This is a genomic window from Neobacillus sedimentimangrovi, assembly GCF_010614825.1.
Taxonomy (GTDB): Bacteria; Bacillota; Bacilli; order Bacillales; family Cytobacillaceae; genus Neobacillus; species Neobacillus thermocopriae.
On record NZ_JAAFZF010000001.1, the window covers coordinates 189,770 to 213,247 of the forward strand.

The following is a 23,478-nucleotide window of genomic DNA, read 5'->3' on the forward strand; positions in this document are numbered from 1 at the left end:
GTGACATTGTACTGGCTCCGCAATGTTTAATATTCTTCCCCCTTCACCTCAACATCCTTTAGCACCCATTTCCCATTTTCAAACATCCAAGTAGACTCCACATAGGCGATTGTATCCGCATCAGCAATTCCAGACACTCGTTGAATACCCTTTAATCCTTTTCTCTTATTTTGATCAGTAAATGGTTTTAAGCTGTTAAACGAATCGACCATTAATTCTGTCGGCTCTTGAAGTCTTCCATTCGTGTAAAGTCCCATTTTTTTATAATATTTCTTCCGATCCTTCAAATCAAAACGATAGGAATTACCAGTATCTTTAATTTTTATTTCAGCCTTAAAGCCGTTTAATAATCGACTTTCCATCAAGAGAGGTTCAGGAATAGGAAGATCTTCTTTTTTAAAATCCTTTAAACTAAATAATGAATAATTCGTATTTCCATTGACCTCACCATCTAAAACAGTGACGAATACATCTTTTACCCCATCATGATTAAGATCTGCTAGCTGGAAGGCCGCTTTTGTTCCGTTTTGTAATGGAAAGGTATACCTTGGGCCATTGGGGGCAAAAACTTCAAGATATATTTCTTTAAAGTATTCATTTTTCTCCTCATAAGGAACTGCTTTTAGCTTGATGAACTCTTTTTGACCATCCCCTGTAATATCTACTTCTTTTTTCGAAATAGTTACGATCTCATCATTTCCAATGGCATAAACACCAGTAATTGCTGTTAAAGACATGAAAAATAATACAGCAATGACTAGTCCAACTTCTTTTTTCATACTGTTTCCCTCCCATGTATCGTATTAGTTAGTATGTCCATTTTTGGTAATAAAATGAAAAAGACTCCCTGTTTTCTAGAGAGTCTTTATTCCTATTTTTTATTCAGTTTTATCTTCTGCTTCAACCTTCCAAACGGAGATTACCCTACCATTTTCCTCTTCATCCAAAACAAAGGAGCCGTTGGAATATCGGTCGCTAAAGCGAATATCTCCTACTTTGATGGTTTCTATGAAGCTCTTTTCAGTTTGAAGATAGATTGTATCTGAATCTTGTGCAACAACGAATCCAGAGATCCGATGTGGATTTGCTTTTAATTCTCTTAAAATCACGACACCGCGCTTGGCTCGGGTAGCTTTTTCAAACTCGGTCAATTTCATTTTTTTCACAGCACCGCGCTGGGTAGCCACAACGATTGACTCATCTTTGGAAGTGATCAATTGTCCGCTTACAATATAGTCACCTTCTTTGAGGTTCATACCTTTTACACCAGCAGCCCGGACACCGACAATGCTTACTTCAGATTCATCAAACCATAAAGCATAGCCATTATGAGTGACTAAGAAAAGTTCGTTCATTCCATCGGTTAAATGGACATCCACCACTTGGTCATCATTTTTTAAATTAATACCTGTCAATGGTTTTGAATATCGCTGCGCCTTATAATGTTTAAGTTCCGTTTTCTTGACCATTCCATTTCTCGTCACAAAGAGGAAGTAGCCATTTAATTCAAAATCATTTATTGGAATAGCTTTTATGATTTCCTCATCACGATCAATAGGGATAATATTTGCAATATGCTGACCAAGATCCTTCCAACGGATGTCCGGTAGTTCATGAACTGGACAATACAAGTAATTCCCCTTATTTGTGAACAGAAGCAGGACATCCTTTGTATTCATTTCGAGCATTGCAAGCAATCTATCTGTATCCTTCATGGCAAAATCTTGACCATTAGAAGCGGCATAAGAACGAAGGCTCGTCCTTTTTACATATCCATCCTTTGTAACAGTAACAATTACATCCTCACTGGCAACCATGACTTCTAAATTGATCTTTAATTCTTCAATTTCCGCCTCAATTTTGGAGCGACGTTCATCTGCAAAACGCTTTTTCACGTCTTTTAATTCTTTTTTAATAACGGAGATGAGTTTTTTCTCACTTTCTAAAATACTTAATAGTTCAGCAATTCGTTTGGCCAATTCTTCCGCCTCACTTCTCAATGCAGTAATATCAGTATTTGTTAAACGATATAACTGCAAGGAAACAATGGCTTCAGCTTGTGCTTCTGTAAACATGTATTTCGCAATTAAGTTGTCCTTAGCATTTCGTTTATCCTTTGAGGCTCGGATTGTTGAAATGACTTCATCAAGAATCGATATAGCCTTAATTAATCCTTCAACAATATGCTGTCGTTCATTCGCTTTTTTCAATTCAAACTTAGTCCTTCGAGTGACAACATCTTTTTGGTGTTCTATATAGGCGTCGAGTAATTCACGCAAACCCATTAGTTTCGGGCGTTTATTGTAAATAGCAACCATATTAAAATTATAAGGAACTTGAAGATCACTATTTTTATATAAATAGTTTAGAACACCCTCAGCATCGGCATCTTTCTTTAATTCGATGACGATCCGAAGACCCGAACGGTCCGTTTCATCTCGAACCTCAGAGATTCCTTCTACTTTTCGGTCTATCCGGAATTCATCTATTTTTTTCACGAGATTTGCTTTATTTACTTCAAAAGGAATCTCTGTGATGATAATTTGTTGTTTTCCTCCACGAATGCTTTCAATTTCTGCTTTCCCGCGAATAATGATTTTGCCCTTACCCGTTTCATAGGCTTTTTTAATTCCGTCAACCCCTTGAATAATCCCTCCAGTAGGGAAATCCGGTCCTTTGATGACAGTCATCAATTCATCTACAGAAACATCCGGTTTGTCCAGTTTTAGGATGGCCCCATCAATAATTTCACCTAAATGATGGGGCGGTATATCGGTTGCATACCCCGCAGAAATCCCTGTTGAGCCATTTACAAGCAGATTCGGGAACATCGCTGGTAAAACGGTCGGTTCTTTTGAAGTGTCATCAAAGTTCGGAACAAAATCAACGGTTTCTTTTTCAATATCATGCAATAGTTCGGCAGCTATTGCCGACAGACGGGCTTCTGTATAACGCATCGCAGCAGGAGGATCCCCATCAATACTACCGTTATTTCCGTGCATTTCAACTAAGACATTACGTACCTTCCAGTCCTGACTCATGCGAACCATGGCATCATATACAGAGGAATCCCCATGTGGATGATAGTTACCGATAACATTACCAACCGTTTTTGCTGCCTTACGGAAACCTTTTTCATGTGTATTCCCTTCCACATGCATCGCATACAAAATTCTCCGTTGTACTGGTTTCAATCCATCTCTGGCATCAGGAAGGGCACGTTCTTGGATAATATATTTACTATACCTACCGAAACGGTCGCCAAGCACGTCCTCCAAAGGTAAGTCACGAAACTTTTCAGCAGTCCTCATCCTTCATTCCCTCCTTCAGCAAATGTAATATTTTCATTTTCTAAGATAGTCCCATCTTCCTCCAAGCCGAATGCCACATTATTTTCGATCCATTTCCGGCGTGGTTCAACCTTATCACCCATAAGAGTTGTTACTCGACGTTCTGCACGGGCAGCATCATCAATTTTCACTCGAATCAAGGTGCGAGTTTCTGGATTCATTGTTGTTTCCCAAAGCTGGTCTGCATTCATTTCTCCTAGACCCTTATATCGCTGAATGATATAGCCACGGCCTATTTTTTTAGTTGCCGCTTGCAATTCCTCTTCATCCCATGCGTATTCAATTTTTTCATTTTTTCCGGTCCCTTTGCTTACTTTATACAAAGGAGGCAGAGCAATAAATACTTTACCAGCTTCCACAAGCGGTTTCATATATCGATAAAAGAATGTTAATAGCAGAACCTGAATATGAGCTCCATCTGTGTCAGCATCGGTCATGATGATAATTTTGTCATAGTTAACATCCTCAAGATTAAAATCCGCTCCAACTCCAGCCCCGATCGCATGGATAATAGTATTGATTTCTTCATTTTTAAAAATATCGGATAGCTTCGCTTTTTCCGTATTGATGACTTTACCTCGTAATGGCAGGACTGCTTGGAATCGTCGATCTCGTCCTTGCTTGGCGGATCCTCCTGCTGAGTCACCTTCCACTAAATAAAGTTCATTTTTTTGCGGATTTCTTGATTGGGCTGGTGTCAATTTACCGGATAGAGAAGTTTCTGAACGCTTTCGCTTTTTCCCACTTCTCGCATCCTCTCTCGCTTTTCTTGCCGCTTCACGGGCTTGATAGGCTTTAATCGCCTTTTTAATAAGCAGGGTGCTTATGTCCGGATTTTCCTCCAAATAATAGGAAAGATGCTCGGAAACTACAGCATCGACAGCAGAACGTGCTTCACTTGTTCCTAACTTTCCTTTTGTTTGTCCCTCGAATTGCAACAGCTCTTCAGGAATACGTACGGAAATAATGGCGGATAAACCTTCGCGGATGTCTGCCCCTTCTAAATTTTTGTCTTTTTCTTTCAACAAACCTACTTTACGGGCATAATCATTCATAACCCTCGTCATGGCTGTTTTGGCCCCAACCTCATGGGTTCCACCATCTTTTGTACGAACATTATTAACGAAGGATAAAACATTTTCCGAATACCCATCATTAAATTGGAAGGCAAATTCTACTTCGATACCATTTTGCGAACCCTCAAAACTAACGACTGGATGGATGACATCCTTTTCCTCATTTAAATAAGCAACGAACGCTTCAATTCCATTCTCATAATGGAATACTTCATGCAAATCATGACGTTCATCAATGATTTCAATTTTTAGTCCTTTTAATAGAAAAGCCGATTCTCTCAACCTTTCCCCTAATGTTTCAAAATTAAAGGTGGTAGTTGAAAAAATACTAGCGTCTGGTTTGAAATGAATGGTTGTTCCGGTTTGATTGGTTTTACCGATTTTTTCAAGCGTCGTTACCGGCTTTCCTCCATTTTCGAAACGTTGTTCATAGACAAAACCGTCTCTTTTAATGGTTACGACTAGCCATTCCGATAAGGCATTGACAACAGAGGCACCTACACCATGCAACCCGCCACTTGTCTTGTAACCACCTTGTCCAAACTTTCCACCAGCATGAAGGACAGTAAGAATCACTTCAGGTGTAGGTTTTCCTAATTTATGCATACCAGTTGGCATTCCACGTCCTTTGTCAGCCACACTGATGGAATTATCTTTATGAATTTTTACGATGATATGATCCCCGAATCCTGCAAGCGCCTCGTCCACAGAGTTATCGACAATCTCATAGACGAGATGGTGAAGACCTCTAGAATCCGTGCTACCTATGTACATTCCAGGGCGTTTCCTTACTGCTTCAAGGCCCTCAAGCACCTGTATGGCATCATCGTTGTATTCAATAAAATCAAATGTTTGTTGTTTTTGTGCCACTCAAATACCCCTTTCATCCTTGCAAAAAGAAACACACTTCTACTTAATCATACTCAATATTATTTCATTCATTATAAAAGTGGATTTTCCTTTTATTTATATGTATTAGAACAAATGTTCGAAGTTTATATGTTCGAAGTTTATTTTATCATATGTACTTTCAGTGTCTATGCTTTATTTTATAGATTTATTTTGATTTGGCAAATATGGACTTGGAATAGATAACAAAAATCCCATTGCACAATTGCCTAAAAAACAAAAAAGCTGCTATTTTTCAGCAGCTCTATTAACCATTATTTCGTTAAGGCATGCATGACTTTAATACAACGATCCATAATTACCGTATACCCTTTTTCTTTAAGAAAATGATAAGCCTCTTCATTAACAAGCCCTTGTTGAGCCCAAAAAACATTGCAATCAATCTCATCAAATTCTTTTGCCACATCATACAGCTGCTCAGAACGACGAAAAACATTGACGATATCAACGGGTCCTTCGATATCCTTTAATGAAGCAACAGCCTTTACTCCAAGCGATTCTTCGATGGTCGGGTTTACAGGAATAATTTCATAGCCGGCTTTTTGCATTACTTCTGAAACCTGATAAGAGGTACGTGCAGGGTTATCGCTTAAACCTACAACAGCAATTCGTTTTGCCTTTTTTAAAATTTCTCCGATTTCTTCTAGACTTGGATTTTCAATTGCCATAATTATCACTCCTATAACAAATGATTTTCTTATATTGTACCAATTACCAATAAAAAATATATAATAAAACGCTTACGATCGAACTGTAGTCATAAATCTAAACTCCTATGAAATCAGATATTTTCTCTTTCCATCCAAACGGATATAATAGAAGAATAACTTTATTATTTGAAGGAGTAATTTTTCATGATTGAAATGATTGTCGTATTAGTTCTAGCCTATTTACTAGGTTCGATTCCATCTGGACTCATTATCGGAAAAGTTTTTTATAAAACGGATATTAGGCAGCATGGTAGTGGTAATTTAGGAGGAACAAATACGTTTCGTACACTTGGGGTAAAAGCGGGTTTAACTGTTACATTGGCAGATATTTTGAAAGGGACGCTAGCAGCCGCCTTGCCTAACCTTTTCGCCATTGATTTACATCCATTAATCCCTGGTGTGCTCGCTGTATTAGGACATACCTACCCGATATTTGCCGGGTTTCGTGGTGGGAAAGCAGTGGCTACTTCTGGGGGAGTCTTATTATTTTATGCACCATTTTTGTTTATTACATTGTTAGCCTCCTTCTTTGTTAGCCTTTATATTACAAAATATGTTTCCTTATCTTCAATGATCGCAGGTGGAGTCGCTGTTCTCTATGTTTTAACAACTGGATTTTTCCAAGGATGGGATATCCCATTATTAATTGTTGTATCTTTATTAGCCAGCTTTGTCATTTACCGCCACCGTGCCAATATTAACCGAATCATTAATAAAACCGAACCAAAAATTAAATGGCTATAAAAAGAATCTCTATGGTTCTTTTTATAGCCATTTTTTATCATTTATAGAAAGTCATCATCAATTGTTCTATTTCTTTCATCCTTTGATATTTGCTATAATGATGGTAAGAAAGATGGAGAGTAATTGGTAATGAAACAAAAAAATTTTCTTGGGATTTTCATTTGTTTACTTTTTACCGTTATGACTTTTCTTTTTACAAGAGGTTTATATTCACTGTTTTTTATCTTGCTCATTTCTTCTTTCCTATCGATCCCATTTTTCAATGAAGAAAAAAGAGTCGTTATATGGATGATGATTTCATTTTTTCTCGGGAATTTAGCAGTGGGTTATATTTCCAGTTTCCTCGAAGGCTTTCGCATTTCCCCGATGATGTTAGTCATTGCTGACCAATTACTTTTGTTCTTACCGCTATTAATGGTTATATATGTTTTAAAACAATTTCATTATAAAATGAATTCCTATAGCTATAAACGAAGATTAAAGAAAAGAGAACAGCCTTCCTCCCTTATCAATCGACTCATTCTAGCTTGTTTATTTTTTATTACCTTGTTATTCATTTTGTATATTCCACATATAACTACAAAAATATCGACGGTATGGAGTACATTTTTCATCACAATTCTTGTCTCCATTCTTTATGCGTTTGTGCATGAAGTTTTATGGAGGGGCATCTTTCTTCCGATTTTTATACAAATATCCAATAAACTTACTGGTGTGATAGTAGCAAGTATTGCTTTTGCGATCAACACAACTATGTTTGGCACTTCAATGAAAATGACTTTCTTATTTGTGTTTTTAGGATTTCTTTTTAGTATTATAACCATGAAAACAAGAAACATTTTCCCTTCCATGATTCTACATTCATTGATTGTTTGTCTTTTATTTATTCATGCAAATATGATTCTTCCTCTATAAAATCAAAGGCACACTTGAAAAGGATCAAGTGTGCCTTATTTCATCTTCACTTCCTCATACTTCCTAAACCATTCTGGAAAAGCCTTTTTGAAGGAAGTCGGCTTGAACGATTCTTTTTTTACTATAATGTGAGTGGATGTCCCTTCCGCACATACTTCCTCATTCGCATTTATTATCTTATAACCGTAAATTGTCTTAATACCATCGTTATATTGAACCCAAGTCTTTACAAACGCTTGATCGCCATATCGTAAAGGTTTTTTATACGTAATTTGAATGTCGTAAACTGGTGCATAGTATCCCGCTTCTTCCATTGCTACATAGCTATATCCTAAATCTTCGATAAGTCCTGTCCGTCCCAGCTCGAAAAATTTTAAGTAATTTGCATGATAAATAACACCCATCATATCGGTATCTGCATAATAAAGATGTATTTCCCGTGTTGATACAAAAAAGTTTTCCACTTGTAATGCCTCTCCTTCTCTATTATTTCTCTTTATTTTCTATAACTGCTTTTACATCTCCTGCTTCAAGCCATAACGATTTTTCGTAAAGAGAATTGATCCCTTCGTCATTCATTAATCTTGCTGATTGGGCTTGAATGATCTCATCGACCAGATTAACAGCCAATCGGCCATTTCCTTTAAATTGTTCCCTACTTAACGTTTGAAGCAGATATTCCTTTGACTCATCTGTAAATTGATATTGATACTTATTTGCATATAATAACATAATTTCCAATATTTGTTCAGGTGTGTAATCAGGGAAATAATAGAACTTTTTAAACCTTGAACGAAGACCTGGATTACTCTCAAGCAACTCATTCATTTCCCCTGGATATCCAGCAAGAATAACGACTAGATTTTCATTATGCTTAGTCATTTCGTCTACGAGAGTGTCAATAACTTCTTTCCCAAAATCACCCGCTGAATGACTGAGTAATGAATAGGCTTCATCAATAAATAAAACGCCGCCCAATGCTTCTCTAATCTTTTTCTTCGTTTTTCCTGCAGTTTGACCGACATAGCCAGCAACGAAATCCGCTCTACTTGTAACAACTAAATGTCCTCTTTTCAATAATCCGCATTCCTTTAATAATTCAGCGTAAATTTTGGCTACGGTCGTTTTTCCTGTTCCGGGATTTCCAGTAAAGACGGAATGCAGTTGTATAGGAACGGTAGGAAGACCATTGTTTCTCCTAAACTGCTGCATTTTTACAAACGAGATTAAAGTTTGTATTTCCTTTTTCAATTGATCAAGACCGATTAATTGGTTGAGCTTTTCAGAAGGTGAACCATCTTTTTGCGTTACATCCACAGAGAAATCCTCTTTTTTTAAGAACATAAACTCAATGAGATTTTTTTCATTTTCTTGACGGGATCCTTTTTTAAAAATGGCTTCAAGTACAATATTTCGGACAGTTCTCGCATTCCCAAATGTATCATCTACTTGTTCTTGCTCCAGTCGGTGGCTAATTTCGGTTTTGGCTTCTTCAGTTAAAAAATAATCATTTTCTGCAGCTGTTTTTTCAGCGATCTGAATTAATTCCTCATTTGAATAATTGGGTAAATGAATCATATTCGAAACGGGAAATCTGCTACGTAGCCCCGGGTTGGCATCTAAAAAATTACGCATTTCCTCAGGATAGCCCGCTAAAATCACAGCAAACTTCCCACCAAACTCATCAGAAGTCATTAATGATACAAGTGTATCAATCGCTACTTGACCATAATCATTACCGGACTGGCCTTCCCGTTTTAAACTATATGCTTCATCAATAAAAAGCACCCCGCCAATGGATCGTTCGACAATGGACCGAACATTTTCTTCTGTCTGTCCGACGTAAGAACCGACCAGTTGTGTACGGTTTGTCTCAATTACTTCTTCACGCGGAAGTACTCCTAATTCATGGTATATTTTTGCTAGAAGTCGGGCGATCGTCGTTTTTCCTGTTCCAGGATTTCCGGTAATCACCATATTGAGACTTAATTCATCTTTAATTGTAAACCCAAGTTCTTTCCGTTGTTTTTGATATTTTAAAAATCGATAAAAATCATTAACACGTTTTTTTACTGTTTCCATCCCAATTAATTCATTTAATTGATCGAGGGCATGTTCTTCCACGTGTGTTTCATCATCATATTGCGTAAATAATTCCTGCCAATTCCTTTTTAGATTCTCTACTTTCGCAAGATGCTGTTTTAAATCCTCGTAATAGGTGGAAGTATGAAAAACACCAATAATGGATTGTTCATATTCTTTCGCTGCCTTTAAAAGATAGGAAACTTCTTGAACGGCTTCTGTAAGCGTTTCTAGAAGCTGCTTGTAAATATGGGATAGTTCTTTATTTAACTGGGAAGATGAAAGGTTATACTTAGATTGAAATTCATCAAGTTTCTCTTCTGCCTCTAATAAAAAGCTTTCACATACCTCTATATATTGTTCAGCTATTTTCTTTTTGGCGGTCCGGTTGTCCGTTTCCCTAATCGCTGGGAAAGTTAACACAGAAAACAGATCCTTCAATTTTATCCAATCGAATTGCATCAAAAATTCCTTTGCTGTTTGATTATTAGGATACAGCTGAAGTGCTTTATTCAATAAAGTATAGGCTAACTGATCTTGCTTTTTCTTTTGCATTCTTGATTGAGCTATGATCGTTAACATTTTTGATAAAAAAATCGGATTTGTTTCCTTACTTAAAGCCGTGATTAATTCACCTTGATTGAAAATTTCTCCTTTTTCCTTAACTTCTTTCTCCCATTGTTGAATTTGCCTTAGAAATAATTCTCTATTCATATAATCACATCTTTATCAAAATTTCCTTCCTATTCTACCATAATAATGAGTCATTCAAGAAATAGGAGGCATTTTATTAATACAAGGCGATAAAAAAGGACCCGTCCATGATGAACGGATCCTTAAATAATTTATTCTTCTATTCGGTGTGCTTCATCCTTAATTTCAGCACGGAAAGATTCGATGCTTTCACGTCTACGTTGATTTTTTGCTTTGATTTGTTGACGCTGTTCTTCACTATCTGTAAAGGCTAAAGACTCTTCAGCCGCTTCCATATTTTGAATGGTATTAGTTATCATTGATTGTAATTTTTCAACATTATCACTACGGTCATCTGGATTAGGTTTGTTGTTGTAAGCCAAAACAACTTCCTCCTTGTAATATGTTTTTGGTACAGATATAGTTTGTATTGATTTTAAAAAAATATCACAAGGAATGAGGTAATTTTTCTTTAGAAATGTACCAGTATTTTGTTAGATATGATGCAAATGATTTACAAACATTATTGGGTAACAAGGCTTACTTATAAAATGAAAAAGCCCCGGAAAATCCTAGTCCCCGAGGCTTTGTATATGATTATTCTCCTTTTGTTTGCATTACTTGAGCATGTTCTCCAGAATTATCTTGCATTTTCTTTCCTTTATTTCCACCAAAGCCTTTTGGTTGTGTGCCAATATGATTTGGTTGAAATCGTTTTGTTTGATATCCTTTTCCCATTATGTTCCCCCCTTACAAAACATTTTGTCCAATATAGCGAGGAAACATAAATGGTAAACTTTTGTCCTATTCTGCTTTTCCTAATCGTCTTTCTTCAAGACGTTGTTCTATTTTTTCCATTGCAGCTTGATCCTTTAATAATTGTAATTTATTTTCGGATACAAGTTCTGCGAATGAACGTTTTCTAGGTCTTCTCATGTAAATCACCTTCCTTATATACTATTGTAACAGTTATTATGTCCGGCATCGCTTTTAATTATTACAACTTTTCGAAAATTTAAAAGAAAAATACAGAAGTGTTTTGGTGAAAATAAAAAAACGCTGGTTGATCCAACGTTTTTTTATTGCTTATTTTAACTTTTTGGTTAATTCTTTCATTTCATCATATTCCATTGAACCTAAAGAAACATGCTGAATAATCCCTTTGCTGTCAATAAAATAAGTTGTTGGGATGGATAAAATTTGATACTTTTCATTTACTGTATCATCGGTATCCAATAAAATCGGAAACGTAAGTTTATTTTCATTGACAAACCCTTGGACATCCAAATGAGGGTCAATGTTCACAGCTAGAATCAACAAATCTTCTCCAGCTTCTTTATGCAATTTTTCCATGGCAGGCATTTCTTCTTTACAAGGTGGGCACCATGTTGCCCAAAAGTTTAACATGACCTTTTTCCCTTTTAAATCGGAAAGCTTTACGGAATCTCCTGTTAAAGTTTTTAATTCGAAATCAGGTGCTTTGGCTCCAACAGACAACCCTTCCTTAGCAGCGGATGTCGTATTGGCGGATTCAGGAACATCTGAATTTTTGTTTACCGCTTGTACAATAGCTACAGTTAATAATGAAATGAGTACAACTGCGGCCAGTACTTTTTTTATCAACTTATATCCCTCCCTTACTTTAGGGCTGATAATATGATTTTATACTAAAAACGATGGTGAAACAAAACATGTATGTGCCAAATTTGTGTCAATTAAGTCTGATGATACCTTGATACAACTACTTTAGTAATTCTTTTAATTCATTTAAAATATTTTTCGTTACTTTTTCAGCAATTCTATTCACATCATGTTCCGATAATTCACCAATAGGGGATGGGGTTACTTTCATCGCATGAATTCCATCAGAAGTTTGGACTCCTAATGGAGAGTTCCCTTTTATACCTATTTTGGTTTTCATTTCAATAAGTTTTTGAACATGCCTATTCGATAACTCCCTGTCTCCATTCAATTGTTTGGCAATCCAATTAATCTTTGCGGTAAATTCTAAAGATTCCATTAAGTAATAAGCATGGTCTAAATCCTTCCCCCATGTTAACGCACCATGGTTTTCCAAAAGCACTCCTTGATGGTTATGAACAAATTTACTAATGGCGTCAGGAATCTCATTTGTAGAAGGAGTTCCATATTCCGCAACAGGGATCGTGCCAAGGTAAACGACTGATTCCGGCATAATAGCTTGATCTAAAGGCATACCAGCAATAGCAAAAGCAGTTGCATAAGGGGGATGGACATGAACAATTCCCTGAATATCCGGTCGCTCCTTGTAAACACGAAGATGCATTTTCATTTCTGATGTAGGTCGTAGTTCTCCATCAAGAACATTTCCCTGTCCATCTACTTTTACAATCATCTCCGGTGTCAATGAACCTTTGCTAACACCTGTAGGAGTAATAAGAAATTCATCAATGCCAAGCCGTATCGAAAGGTTCCCATCATTTGCTGCAACAAAGCCTTTTTCATATACTTTTTTGCCAATTTCACAAATATGTTGTCTATATTTTAGATCTGAAATCATCACGACTCCTGCTTTCCGTTTTATCCTTGAAAAAGTTTTGGTAGCTCCTCTTGATAATTCCCTTTAATGATCCCTTTCTCTGTAATAATGGCAGTTACGAGTTCGTGTGGGGTGACATCAAACGCCGGATTAAATACCTTCACCCCTTCAGGAGCCGTCCGTTTTCCAAATCCTTCAGTAATTTCTGAAGCATCTCTTTCCTCTATCGGAATGTCGTCACCTGATTTTGTATCCAAATCAATCGTTGAAAGCGGGGCTGCAACATAAAAAGGAATATTATGATCCTTAGCTAAAAGAGCCACTCCATATGTACCAATTTTATTTGCAACATCCCCATTTGCTGCTACCCGATCACAGCCAACAATCACTGCTTGTACCCAACCTTTTTTCATGACCATGGCTGCCATACTGTCCGTAATAAGTGTCACGTCTATACCTGCCTGCATCAGCTCCCAAGTAGTTAACCTGGCACCCTGTAATAATGGACGAGTTTCATCTGCAAAAACTTTGATATTCCAGCCTTTTTCTTTTGCCAAATAAAGCGGCGCAAGGGCTGTGCCATATCTCGCAGTAGCAATTCCTCCTGCATTACAATGGGTTAGAATTCCCATACCGTCCTTTAGGAGAGAAAGGGCGTGTTTGCCAATGGAACGACAAACCTCTTCATCCTCCTGTCGAATAAGGTGGGCTTCTTCTTCAAGTGCTTCTTTAATTTTTGCTACCGGCTGATGTTTTTCCATTTTTGCCCGTTCGTCCATTCTTTTTAATGCCCAAAACAAATTGACTGCAGTGGGACGTGATGTAGCCAAATAATCAGCTTGTTTTTTAAATTCTATGTAAAAATCATCAAACGAATTCTCAGGAGCATTTTTTATGCCTAATAGCAACCCATATGCCGCTGCAATCCCAATGGCTGGAGCACCACGTACCTTTAATTGTTTAATCGCATCCCAGGCATCTTCAATTGTAGTAATTTCAAGAAATTCTGTAACATTAGGAATTTTCGTTTGGTCAAGTATTTTCAAAATACCGTTTTGAAAAAAAACAGATTGTAAAAATGCAGTTTCCACCTATCTCATCCTCTCTCGTATCTGCTATCTCCAACTTGCTTTTTATACACTGCCATAGTAATTGTAACAATATTCATTACATATGCAATACATTTTCACATAAAAAGAGCAGGCATAACCTGCTCTTTTTAGTGACTAACGAATGAGGTTTCTTTTTTGTTTGATTAATTCGTTAAACTGTTGATCTAATGTTTTGTATTTAGGGTCGTTTTGATCAAGGATAGATAACTCACCCAAAATAGCAGCTATTTGATTTTCTAATATCATTAATGTTTCTTGTTTACTGTCTTGCTCATGATGATCCTTATTTAAATATTCATCAGGCTTCATTTCTATCCTCTTTACCTGCTGTCCTTCAAACACAATCAGCTTATCACAAAGTTTATTTAAAAAGTAATAATCATGGGATACTAAAATGATCGTCCCAGTATACTCATTGAGTGTTTTTTCAAGCTACTCTCTACTTGGCAGATCCAAATGATTCGTTGGTTCATCTAAGATTAAAACATTATAGTCCTTCATCAAAATATCAACAAGTTTAATCCGCGTTCGTTCACCCAAACTTAATGTCCCAATCGGTTTTGTAATATACTGTTCCTTTAAGCCAAGATTAGCTAGAATTGTTCTGGCTTTAAAAATTTGTTCCTTTTCATAAAACCCTAAAGCTTCTATTGGTGTTATGTCTTCTGGCAAATCAGCAACATCTTGGCTTAAATAAGCCATTTTTAGTGATTGACTCTTCCATAACTCACCATATGTGGCTGGCTCCTCATCAAGAATCATTTTTATCAAGGTAGTTTTGCCACAGCCATTTTCCCCAAGTATCCCGATACGTTCGCCGTGATTGATGTAAAATTGAGAGTTTTGAAACAAAAGCCTTCCAGGATAAGACTTGGATAAATTTTTTGCCTCTATGATTCGTTTTCCTCTTTTCCCGTTTGAATCAAACTCAAATTTTACTTTTGGCTCTTCTAATGGCTTTTCAACCTTCTTTTTGGAAAGCTCTTGTTGAAGTCGCTTCATTTTTGATTTTATTTGTTTGTCACGTTTTTTAGCCTTTACTCGATGATATTCTTTAAAGCTTTCCTCTTTTGTTGATTGGCTATGGGCTTTTTCGGACCATGTTTTCAGTTGTTCTAATTGTTCTTCAATTCTTTCAATTTGACGCTGCTGAACTTCATAATGGGTTTCCATTTTTTTTTTGTTTTTCCTTGCGATAGTCGGTATAATTGCCGGTGTAAGAATGAAGTTTTCCGTTTTCAATTTCAACAATTCTAGTTACAATCTGATCTAAAAAATGGCGGTCATGTGAAATAATTAATACAGCCCCATCAAATTTTTTAATTTCTGAAGTTAGCCATTTGATTCCTTTATAATCTAAGTGATTCGTAGGCTCATCCAGAATTAACAGGTCGGGCTTAGATGCCCATACATTTGAAAGAGCGACCTTTAACTTTTCTCCCCCGCTTATATTAGACAGTCTTGATTGTTCCCATTCATAAATCTTTTTTAAACCAAGCTCGCTAGCAATATGAAAAAAATCTTGATTATTACTGGTGGAAAACGACTCATGTATCACGTTTAGTTTATAATCAATGGATTGCAATAGATATCCAACTTTTAAATCTTTCGCTAATTCTATTGTTCCTTTGTCAGGCTGAAGTTTACCGAAAATCAAGTTGGCTAATGTAGTTTTTCCGGCGCCATTATAACCAACAAGCCCGATTCTCTCACCGTTTTTCATTTCAAATTGAATGTGATCTAAAACTTTTCTTGACTGAAAGCTTTTTTCTAAACCTGTTATCCTTAGAATCACACGATTATTTTTCATAAAAAAACTCCCTTCATATGAACCTGAAGAGAGTATCATGCCTTAAAAAAATAAAATTGCCTAAATGTATGAATAGACAAATAAGCCTATATGAAATATAAAGGCTAACTAAATAGCTAGATAGAAAAAAGGGCAGACTAATCCTATTCTTCAGGTTCATCATTTTTTCGTTATTCGAAAAATGTACTGAAAAATAAGATTAAAACTTCATCGGCCCTTGTTTCATTCCTTTCATTATTGATATTCCCATTCTATTTTAATAAATAAAATCTGTCAATTATATCCTGCCAAAATAAACACCATGCAAGTGTGCATGGTGTTTATTTTCATAGATTAGCCTTTTAATTTTTCACGTAATACCATTTGAAGGATACCGCCATGACGATAGTAGTCAATTTCAACTTCAGAATCAAAACGGACAACTACTTCAAATTCTTTTTTATTGCCGTTTTCATCGGTAGCAATAACTTTTACAAGATCACGTGGTTTTACGTTCTCATCTACTTGTACTTCAAATGTTTCTTTACCAGTTAATCCAAGAGTTTCGGCATTTTCTCCATTCTTGAATTGAAGTGGAAGAACACCCATTAATACAAGATTTGAACGGTGAATACGCTCAAAACTTTCAGCAAGAACAGTTTTAATGCCAAGGAGATTTGTACCTTTAGCTGCCCAGTCACGAGATGAACCCATTCCGTAATCCTTGCCAGCAATCACCATGAGGCCTGTGCCGTTTTCTTTATACTTCATGCACGCATCATAAATGGACATAACTTCGCCAGTTGGCCAGTAAGTTGTGAATCCACCTTCTGTACCAGGTGCAATTTGGTTACGAATACGAATGTTGGCAAATGTTCCACGCATCATTACTTCATGGTTACCACGGCGGGAACCGTATGAATTGAAGTCACGAGGCTGTACACCTTTTTCTAATAGGTATTTTCCAGCCGGTGTATTTTTTCCGATCGCTCCTGCAGGTGAAATGTGGTCTGTTGTCACAGAATCACCAAACTTACCTACAACGCGAAGCCCAGTTAACGGCTTAACTTCATCTGGATCTGGTGATAAGCCTTCAAAGAACGGAGGATTTTGGATGTAAGTAGAGTTTTCATCCCAAGAATATAACGGCTCATTGCTCGTTTTAATTTCGTTCCAACGCTCATTGTCACCAAACACATTTTCATATTCTTTACGGAACAACTCTGGAGTAACAGTACGTTTTACGACATCATTTACTTCAGCAGAAGTTGGCCAAATATCTCTAAAGTAAACATCGTTGCCATTCTTATCTTTTCCAATTGGTTCTTTTTCGAAATCAATGTTTACTGTTCCAGCTAAAGCATATGCCACGACTAATGGTGGTGATGCAAGGTAGTTAGCTTTAACAAGCGGATGGATACGACCTTCAAAGTTACGGTTACCTGAAAGAACAGATGTAACTAATAGATCGTTTTCTGCAATTGTCTTTTCAATTTCTTCTTTTAATGGTCCTGAGTTACCGATACATGTAGTACATCCGTAACCTACAAGGTTAAATCCAATTTTCTCTAGGTATGGAAGCAATCCGGAATCACGAAGGTACCCAGTTACCACCTTTGATCCAGGAGCCAAGGATGTTTTTACATACTTCGGCACTTCCAAACCAAGTTCTACAGCTTTTTTCGCAACTAGACCAGCACCTACTAGAACATAAGGGTTTGAAGTATTGGTACAGCTTGTAATGGATGCGATGGCAACCGCACCTGTTTTGATCTCCACTTCTTCTCCATTGTTAAATTTAATAAGTGCTGATTTCTCTAATTCGTCAGCTTGTAGCCCAAAACCTTGGTTGCCTTGGGGAGCTGAAATTGCTTTTACGAATTCTTCTTTCATTTTTGATAATGGAATCAAATCCTGAGGACGTTTTGGTCCAGAAAGATTGGCTTCAATTTCAGACAAATCAATTTCAATAACATCTGTATAAACAGGCTCAACAGTTGGATCAAAGAATAAGCCATTTGCTTTGCAATATGCTTCTACGACTTTAACATGTTCTTCATCACGGCCTGTTAAACGCAAGTATTCAAGAGATTCATCATCAATGGCGAAGAATCCGCAAGTAGCACCGTATTCAGGAGCCATGTTGGCAACGGTTGCACGGTCAGCAAGCGGAAGTGAAGATACACCAGATCCGAAGAATTCTACGAATTTGCCAACTACCCCATGTTTGCGAAGAACTTGTGTTACTTTTAAGGCAAGGTCAGTGGCTGTAGCACCGTTTGGTAGTTCTCCAATTAATTTTACCCCTACTACTTCTGGTACAGGGAAATATGAAGGCTGGCCAAGCATACCTGCTTCTGCCTCGATTCCACCGACTCCCCAACCAAGAACACCTAGACCATTGATCATAGTTGTATGGGAATCCGTACCAACAAGTGTATCTGGGTAAGCTTCTAATTCACCGTCTACTTCGGCAACATGAACGACATCTGCCAAATATTCTAGGTTAACCTGGTGAACGATACCTGTTGCTGGCGGCACAGCACGATAGTTGTTAAACGCTTTTTGTGCCCAGCTTAAAAACTGATAACGTTCTGCATTTCGTTCAAATTCTAAATCCATGTTCACTTTTAATGCGTTTTCGTTTCCATACGCATCAACTTGTACGGAGTGGTCGATTACAAGATCTACGGTTTTCTCTGGATTGATTTTATCCGGATCACCGCCAAGGTCAGCCATTGCTTTTCTTAAAGAAGCAAGGTCAACCACAGCTGGAACTCCAGTAAAGTCTTGAAGAATTACACGTGATGGCTTAAATGGAACATCTACCTCTTTAAGCTCGTCTGTTCCCCATTTTGCTAAATTTTCTACATGTTCTTTTGTTATAACACGCCCATCATATTGGCGAAGGACAGATTCAAGTAAAACTTTTACGGAATATGGCAATTTGGATACTTTGCCTAAACCAGCTTCTTCCAAAGCATTTAATCGGTAGTAGTGATACGTTTTGCCGTTTACTTCAAAGGAAGAACGCGCATTAAAAACATCATTCTTTACCATTAAAAAACCCCCCAAGTTCGTCATCAATACACAATTATCTTCAAAAATCGAAAAGTTTGAAAATTCCTTTCAGGACTAACTTTTCTCACAATTCAATCATAATATAAGCAGCCGTGTAAGTAAATAACAATAAAGTTATTGTGTTTGATAAGTTTTACTTATACTTTTTTCTTAAAATTGTTGAGAAAATTTAGAAAACGCGATAATCTCTTATTTTATATAAATCAATGAGGACGATAAAATTTGTCCTTTATTATGTCAATAAAACGTTAATTCGTCATTTATTTCGTGCAAATGGAAATAGTAATTTTAAGGAGGTGATTCATTATGGCAAAACGTAAGGCGAATCATGTCATTCCTGGAATGAATGCTGCCAAATCCCAAGGCGGGGGTGCGGGTTATAACGAAGAGATGGCTCAAGAACATTTAACAGAACTTGAAAAAAGCAACAATAAAAAAAGAAAGAAAAATCAGTAATAGATAAAAGCAAAAAAATAGCGGGTGGTTCACCCGCACTTTTCATACATACTATTCCATATTTACTTCTGATACAATTTGTTTTAAATCTCGTTGAAAACGTTCTAATTGAGCTCTTTGTTTTTCAGATGCGACTTCCAATGCATTTTCGATCTGCTGATAGGCTTCGTTTACTTCATTTTTTAAATGTTTTAATTGATGGCCATAGCTAGCACTGTCACTGACAATTGTTTCATATAAACTTTGAGCGTTTTCATAACCTTGCTGGGCAGCTTGAAACGCCTGTTGTTTATTTTTATTATAAGGATATTTTTGCATCGGAACTTCCTCCTTCATGATTTATACCCTTTAAATTGCACAGATTAAAAAAAAATATACAGCATAAAAAGGCCTTATGACTGCATGCTAACAAATGAGGAGGGATATTGATGACGAACAAAAATGACAGTAAAGATATGCAGAAAAATGCCCCCAAACTATCAGGTCAACCTGAACCTTTAAGTGGGTCTAAAAAGGTAAAAAACCGTAACCATACACGTCAAAAACATAATTCAAGTCACGATATGTAAAAAGCAAAAAAAGCATCGCTCCAAATTGAATTTGGAGCGATGAATCATCAAATGCTTATTAAAGCCTCAATTATCATTTCTTCTTCTTCTGGTGTAACGGTTCGCAAATCAATCATAAATTCATTCTTATGAATCCTACCTACAATGGCAGGATTTGTCTGAGTACGTAATATTCTTGCTAACTCCTCAGGGGAATATCTAGCATGTTTTAATGAAATTACCACTGATGGTAGTTCCACATCAGGCATGGTCCCCCCACCCACTTGACTGGAGGATTGAGAAATATTTGCTTCATAATCCATTGAACTTTGTAATAATTTTGTAACAAACCTTCTTGATCTAGCGTCTAATTCATTAACAGTAACTAATAAATCGCGAATCGTTGGTATATTTGTTATCCCTTTTTGACCACGGACATAATCGATAAGAGTACCTTCTAAGGCAGCCAATGTCATTTTATCAACTCTTACTACTCGGGCTAACTGATGTTTTTTTAATTGGTCAATAATTATCTTTTTTCCAGCAATGATCCCTGCTTGCGGACCACCTAATAGCTTGTCTCCGCTAAAAGTAACAACATCTGCCCCCATCTCAATAACCTCTTTTACAAGGGGTTCATTACCAATGCCATAATTTCTAAAGTCAAATAACGCACCACTTCCAAGATCTTCGTAATAAATAACATCATTATGTTTATTTGCTAGATTTATTAGTTCTTCCGTTGGCACTGATTTTGTAAATCCAATCACTTTAAAATTGCTCGTATGTACCTTTAAGATCATCGCTGTATCGGGGCTAAGTGCATTCTCATAATCATAAAGATGTGTTTTATTTGTTGTGCCCACTTCAACCAATCTAGCACCACTTTCCTCCATAATAGACGAAATTCGAAAGGATCCACCAATTTCAACTAGTTGTCCCCTTGATACAATGACTTCTCTATCCTTTGCAAGTGCTCTTAATACCAAATAAACGGCTGCAGCATTGTTATTCACGATCATTGTAGCTTCTGCACCAGTTATTTTCTTAATCAATCCTTCTACATGACTATGACGCGAACCACGTTCTCCTTCTTCTAACTTGTATTCAAGGTTTGAATAATTTTGTGCTGTTTCCACTACGTGTTGAACAGCTGATTTACTTAATCGAGCCCTTCCTAAGTTTGTATGTAAAATCGTTCCTGTCGCATTAATAACTCTTTTTAAAGTATAAGAATATTGCTTCGATATATTATTTGTTAGGATTGTAAACACATCATCAATAAAATCATCTGTTCCTGGTAATGAGCCATGCCAATCCCCATTAATCAGTTTTTTCCTAACAAGATCCATCACATGTTTTAGTTGTTTAGTTAATTGACTTCTATCCATTTGATACTCTTCAAGAAGGGATATAAATTTGTAGTGGTTTTGTAATTCATGGACAGGAGGAATCAAGCGCAACGCTTCTTTCATGATAAATACTCCTTTACAAATCCTTCTATTGGTCATTATAACATGTTTCACATTTTTTACCTTTGTGAATAAAATGAAACGAGCAAGGGGGAAAAGAATTTGAAAAAGAAGAAATTACTTCATTCTCATTCCATTGATTTTGATCTAATCGACCAATGGCTAAAAAATTATTTTCTTGACCCAAAAACATTACATGAAGATCATACACAATTTAAAATTGATATATATGAAACAAATACGGATTGGATTATTGCTGCGTTTCTTGAGGAATTTGCAAGTTCGGAAATAACTGTAAAAGTAGAAGATACTTCGTTGAAGATTACTGCGCAAAAACATTCCTATAAACTCCCGTCTCCATTTCCTAAACATTTTCGCTCAATTGATTTTCCTTTTTCAATTATTAATCATGATGTAAAAGCTTTTTTTGAAAACGGTACCCTAGAAATATTTATATCGAAATCAAATATTGGACATGGTAAAAATCGGTTTATTACCTTACCTTAATCTATGCATTCAGTTAACATAATATGATTATTTTAGGTAGAAATACCCTCATAGGCCAACCGGCTATGAGGGTATTTGTTATTTTTCAGAAATGATTTGAATCATTTCTTCCGTATCTGGAAATACACCTGTTTCCTTCTTTGAGTAAATCTTTTCACCATTAACAGTTACTTCAAAGACCCCTCCTGATGAAGGAATTAATTCTAATTTTTCAATATCCTGTCTAAAATGATTAAATAATTCTTCCGCGAAACTCGCGGCTTTTGGAGCATAATTTCATAACATACAAAATTCTACAACAATATGGTATTTTTGCATTTAAAAACCTCCAACTGTTTCTATTCATTAGGATAGTATTAAATATTATCCTATTCCTAATTATTCCATAAATCAATTGTTTCTACTAGTGCGACATAGTGAAGAGAGTTATACTAATTTTATTGGAGGTGGACAAAATGAGTGAACAAGAAAAAATCCGCTTGACTTCATTTTCTACCAAAGCCGGTTGAGGGTGTAAAATTGGTCCCGAAGACCTGGCGCAAGTTTTGCGCTTTTTACCGAAACAAGATCCAATACCAGAACTGCTTGTTGGTCATGAAACAAATGATGACGCTGGTGTTTATCGACTAACTGATTCCATTGCACTTATTCAAACCGTTGACTTTTTTACTCCGATTGTCGATGATCCATACATGTTTGGCCAAATCGCAGCTGCTAATTCGTTAAGCGATGTTTATGCAATGGGCGGTGTGCCGAAAACTGTATTAAATATAGTAGGGTATCCGATAAAAAAACTAGGTACAGATGTACTTGCTGAAATTTTGCGTGGAGCAGCAGATAAAGTGAAAGAAGCAGGTGCTGTCACAATGGGTGGCCATTCTATTGATGATCAAGAACCAAAATTCGGCTTATCCGTTACAGGAATTGTCCATCCAGATAAAGTATGGAAAAATGTTGGAGCTCAACCAGGAGATGTCTTAGTACTAACAAAGCCAATTGGTGTCGGTATTCTAACTACTGGGATAAAAAGAAGTGTTGTCACCATCGAACAAGAAGCAACAGTTACAGAAACCATGGCCATGCTAAATAAAACCGCAGCTGAGACATTACGTTCACTTACCCCTCATGCTGTAACAGATGTAACTGGTTTTGGTTTACTGGGGCACGGAAATGAAATGGCACGTGGCAGTAACGTTAGCTTCGAGATTTCTCTATCACAAGTACCGATTTTAGAGGGCGCTATAGAGTTAGCAAATCATGGAGTTGTTCCTGGAGGATCCAAGGCCAATCATAAATGGCTTAGCTCTGATGTTGAATATGATCAGCTTTCAGTTGCAGAGCAGCTTGTTTTATGTGATGCCATTACCTCTGGAGGTCTACTTGTTTCGATCAATGAAGCGGAAGGTAAACAATTTGTACATGAACTGCATGTGAAAGGTTTGACCAATGCCTCTATAATTGGTCGAGTTGTGAAGAAGAAGGATAAATCCATTTATGTAACAAAATAAGCATAAAA

25 protein-coding genes are annotated in these 23,478 nt (G+C 36.6%); 6 read left to right on the forward strand and 19 right to left on the reverse strand.

The features are described from left to right. Positions 1–26 precede the first annotated feature (26 nt). The 4 genes from GZA11_RS00975 to GZA11_RS00990 form a co-directional block, all read right to left on the reverse strand. Positions 27–779 carry a hypothetical protein gene (locus tag GZA11_RS00975; RefSeq protein WP_163182572.1) on the reverse strand — a complete coding sequence of 251 codons (753 nt, stop codon included), beginning with the start codon at positions 777–779 and terminating at the stop codon, positions 27–29. Between the two features lie 99 nt (positions 780–878). Beyond that, positions 879–3,311, reverse strand: a complete 2,433-nt coding sequence (gene parC / locus GZA11_RS00980) for a DNA topoisomerase IV subunit A (protein ID WP_163182573.1) — start codon at positions 3,309–3,311, stop codon at positions 879–881. Then, complete coding sequence (gene parE, locus GZA11_RS00985) at positions 3,308–5,296, reverse strand: DNA topoisomerase IV subunit B (RefSeq protein ID WP_038535183.1); 1,989 nt, start codon at positions 5,294–5,296, stop codon at positions 3,308–3,310. The genes parC and parE overlap by 4 nt, the downstream gene beginning before the upstream one ends. 293 nt (positions 5,297–5,589) lie before the next feature. Next, positions 5,590–6,003, reverse strand: coding sequence for a CoA-binding protein (locus GZA11_RS00990; RefSeq protein WP_200878209.1), 414 nt, complete (start codon positions 6,001–6,003; stop codon positions 5,590–5,592). Between the two features lie 186 nt (positions 6,004–6,189). Between GZA11_RS00990 and plsY the strand changes: the two genes are divergently transcribed. Beyond that, complete coding sequence (gene plsY / locus GZA11_RS00995; RefSeq protein WP_235212155.1) at positions 6,190–6,789, forward strand: glycerol-3-phosphate 1-O-acyltransferase PlsY; 600 nt, start codon at positions 6,190–6,192, stop codon at positions 6,787–6,789. Positions 6,790–6,918: 129 nt separating this feature from the next. Continuing rightward, positions 6,919–7,704: a CPBP family intramembrane glutamic endopeptidase gene (locus GZA11_RS01000; protein WP_163182574.1), complete on the forward strand. Its 786-nt coding sequence runs from the start codon at positions 6,919–6,921 to the stop codon at positions 7,702–7,704. 35 nt (positions 7,705–7,739) lie between these two features. On the opposite strand, the gene GZA11_RS01005 is transcribed toward GZA11_RS01000, so the two are convergent. From GZA11_RS01005 to acnA, 12 genes are all read right to left on the reverse strand, one after another. After that, on the reverse strand, positions 7,740–8,168 hold the full coding sequence (locus GZA11_RS01005; RefSeq protein WP_163182575.1) for an acyl-CoA thioesterase: 429 nt from the start codon (positions 8,166–8,168) through the stop codon (positions 7,740–7,742). Positions 8,169–8,190: 22 nt separating this feature from the next. Further along, complete coding sequence (locus tag GZA11_RS01010) at positions 8,191–10,500, reverse strand: AAA family ATPase (protein WP_038535176.1); 2,310 nt, start codon at positions 10,498–10,500, stop codon at positions 8,191–8,193. Positions 10,501–10,631: 131 nt separating this feature from the next. Next, positions 10,632–10,862: a small acid-soluble spore protein Tlp gene (gene tlp / locus GZA11_RS01015; protein WP_038535174.1), complete on the reverse strand. Its 231-nt coding sequence runs from the start codon at positions 10,860–10,862 to the stop codon at positions 10,632–10,634. Positions 10,863–11,076: 214 nt separating this feature from the next. Beyond that, on the reverse strand, positions 11,077–11,217 hold the full coding sequence (locus tag GZA11_RS01020) for an acid-soluble spore protein N (RefSeq protein WP_038535173.1): 141 nt from the start codon (positions 11,215–11,217) through the stop codon (positions 11,077–11,079). A 66-nt stretch (positions 11,218–11,283) separates the two neighbouring features. Continuing rightward, the gene (locus GZA11_RS01025) at positions 11,284–11,415 is read right to left on the reverse strand and encodes an FbpB family small basic protein (RefSeq protein WP_038535170.1); all 132 of its coding nucleotides are present in this window, start codon (positions 11,413–11,415) and stop codon (positions 11,284–11,286) included. A gap of 150 nt (positions 11,416–11,565) precedes the next feature. Continuing rightward, a complete protein-coding gene (locus GZA11_RS01030) occupies positions 11,566–12,102 on the reverse strand; it encodes a peroxiredoxin family protein (RefSeq protein WP_038535168.1) in 537 nt (178 codons plus the stop codon). 118 nt (positions 12,103–12,220) lie between these two features. After that, a complete protein-coding gene (locus GZA11_RS01035) occupies positions 12,221–13,018 on the reverse strand; it encodes a class II aldolase/adducin family protein (protein WP_038535166.1) in 798 nt (265 codons plus the stop codon). Between the two features lie 20 nt (positions 13,019–13,038). Continuing rightward, positions 13,039–14,088, reverse strand: coding sequence for an S-methyl-5-thioribose-1-phosphate isomerase (mtnA, locus tag GZA11_RS01040; RefSeq protein WP_163182576.1), 1,050 nt, complete (start codon positions 14,086–14,088; stop codon positions 13,039–13,041). Between the two features lie 135 nt (positions 14,089–14,223). Beyond that, positions 14,224–14,418 carry a hypothetical protein gene (locus GZA11_RS16550; protein ID WP_235924755.1) on the reverse strand — a complete coding sequence of 65 codons (195 nt, stop codon included), beginning with the start codon at positions 14,416–14,418 and terminating at the stop codon, positions 14,224–14,226. A 123-nt stretch (positions 14,419–14,541) separates the two neighbouring features. Then, the gene (locus tag GZA11_RS16555) at positions 14,542–15,282 is read right to left on the reverse strand and encodes an ATP-binding cassette domain-containing protein (protein ID WP_235924757.1); all 741 of its coding nucleotides are present in this window, start codon (positions 15,280–15,282) and stop codon (positions 14,542–14,544) included. Next, positions 15,266–15,919 (reverse strand): ATP-binding cassette domain-containing protein, encoded by a 654-nt coding sequence (locus GZA11_RS16560; protein WP_235924759.1) that lies wholly within the window; start codon positions 15,917–15,919, stop codon positions 15,266–15,268. The genes GZA11_RS16555 and GZA11_RS16560 overlap by 17 nt, the downstream gene beginning before the upstream one ends. A gap of 333 nt (positions 15,920–16,252) precedes the next feature. Next, the gene (acnA, locus tag GZA11_RS01050) at positions 16,253–18,958 is read right to left on the reverse strand and encodes an aconitate hydratase AcnA (protein WP_163182577.1); all 2,706 of its coding nucleotides are present in this window, start codon (positions 18,956–18,958) and stop codon (positions 16,253–16,255) included. A gap of 327 nt (positions 18,959–19,285) precedes the next feature. Here acnA and sspO point away from each other — a divergent pair, with 327 nt between their 5' ends. Continuing rightward, a complete protein-coding gene (sspO, locus tag GZA11_RS01055) occupies positions 19,286–19,435 on the forward strand; it encodes a small acid-soluble spore protein O (RefSeq protein ID WP_163182578.1) in 150 nt (49 codons plus the stop codon). A gap of 51 nt (positions 19,436–19,486) precedes the next feature. Here sspO and GZA11_RS01060 read toward each other — a convergent pair whose 3' ends face one another. Further along, complete coding sequence (locus GZA11_RS01060) at positions 19,487–19,753, reverse strand: hypothetical protein (protein WP_163182579.1); 267 nt, start codon at positions 19,751–19,753, stop codon at positions 19,487–19,489. A gap of 110 nt (positions 19,754–19,863) precedes the next feature. Between GZA11_RS01060 and GZA11_RS01065 the strand changes: the two genes are divergently transcribed. Continuing rightward, a complete protein-coding gene (locus tag GZA11_RS01065) occupies positions 19,864–20,004 on the forward strand; it encodes a small acid-soluble spore protein P (RefSeq protein WP_081905021.1) in 141 nt (46 codons plus the stop codon). Between the two features lie 47 nt (positions 20,005–20,051). On the opposite strand, the gene selA is transcribed toward GZA11_RS01065, so the two are convergent. Continuing rightward, complete coding sequence (selA, locus tag GZA11_RS01070) at positions 20,052–21,458, reverse strand: L-seryl-tRNA(Sec) selenium transferase (protein ID WP_163182580.1); 1,407 nt, start codon at positions 21,456–21,458, stop codon at positions 20,052–20,054. 99 nt (positions 21,459–21,557) lie between these two features. Here selA and GZA11_RS01075 point away from each other — a divergent pair, with 99 nt between their 5' ends. Continuing rightward, the gene (locus GZA11_RS01075) at positions 21,558–21,962 is read left to right on the forward strand and encodes an Hsp20/alpha crystallin family protein (RefSeq protein WP_163182581.1); all 405 of its coding nucleotides are present in this window, start codon (positions 21,558–21,560) and stop codon (positions 21,960–21,962) included. A 78-nt stretch (positions 21,963–22,040) separates the two neighbouring features. On the opposite strand, the gene GZA11_RS16950 is transcribed toward GZA11_RS01075, so the two are convergent. Further along, entirely contained in the window at positions 22,041–22,280 is a 240-nt protein-coding gene (locus GZA11_RS16950; protein ID WP_374718181.1) for an Rdx family protein, read from the reverse strand. A 137-nt stretch (positions 22,281–22,417) separates the two neighbouring features. Here GZA11_RS16950 and selD point away from each other — a divergent pair, with 137 nt between their 5' ends. Continuing rightward, complete coding sequence (gene selD, locus GZA11_RS01085) at positions 22,418–23,470, forward strand: selenide, water dikinase SelD (RefSeq protein WP_163182582.1); 1,053 nt, start codon at positions 22,418–22,420, stop codon at positions 23,468–23,470. Positions 23,471–23,478: the final 8 nt, after the last annotated feature.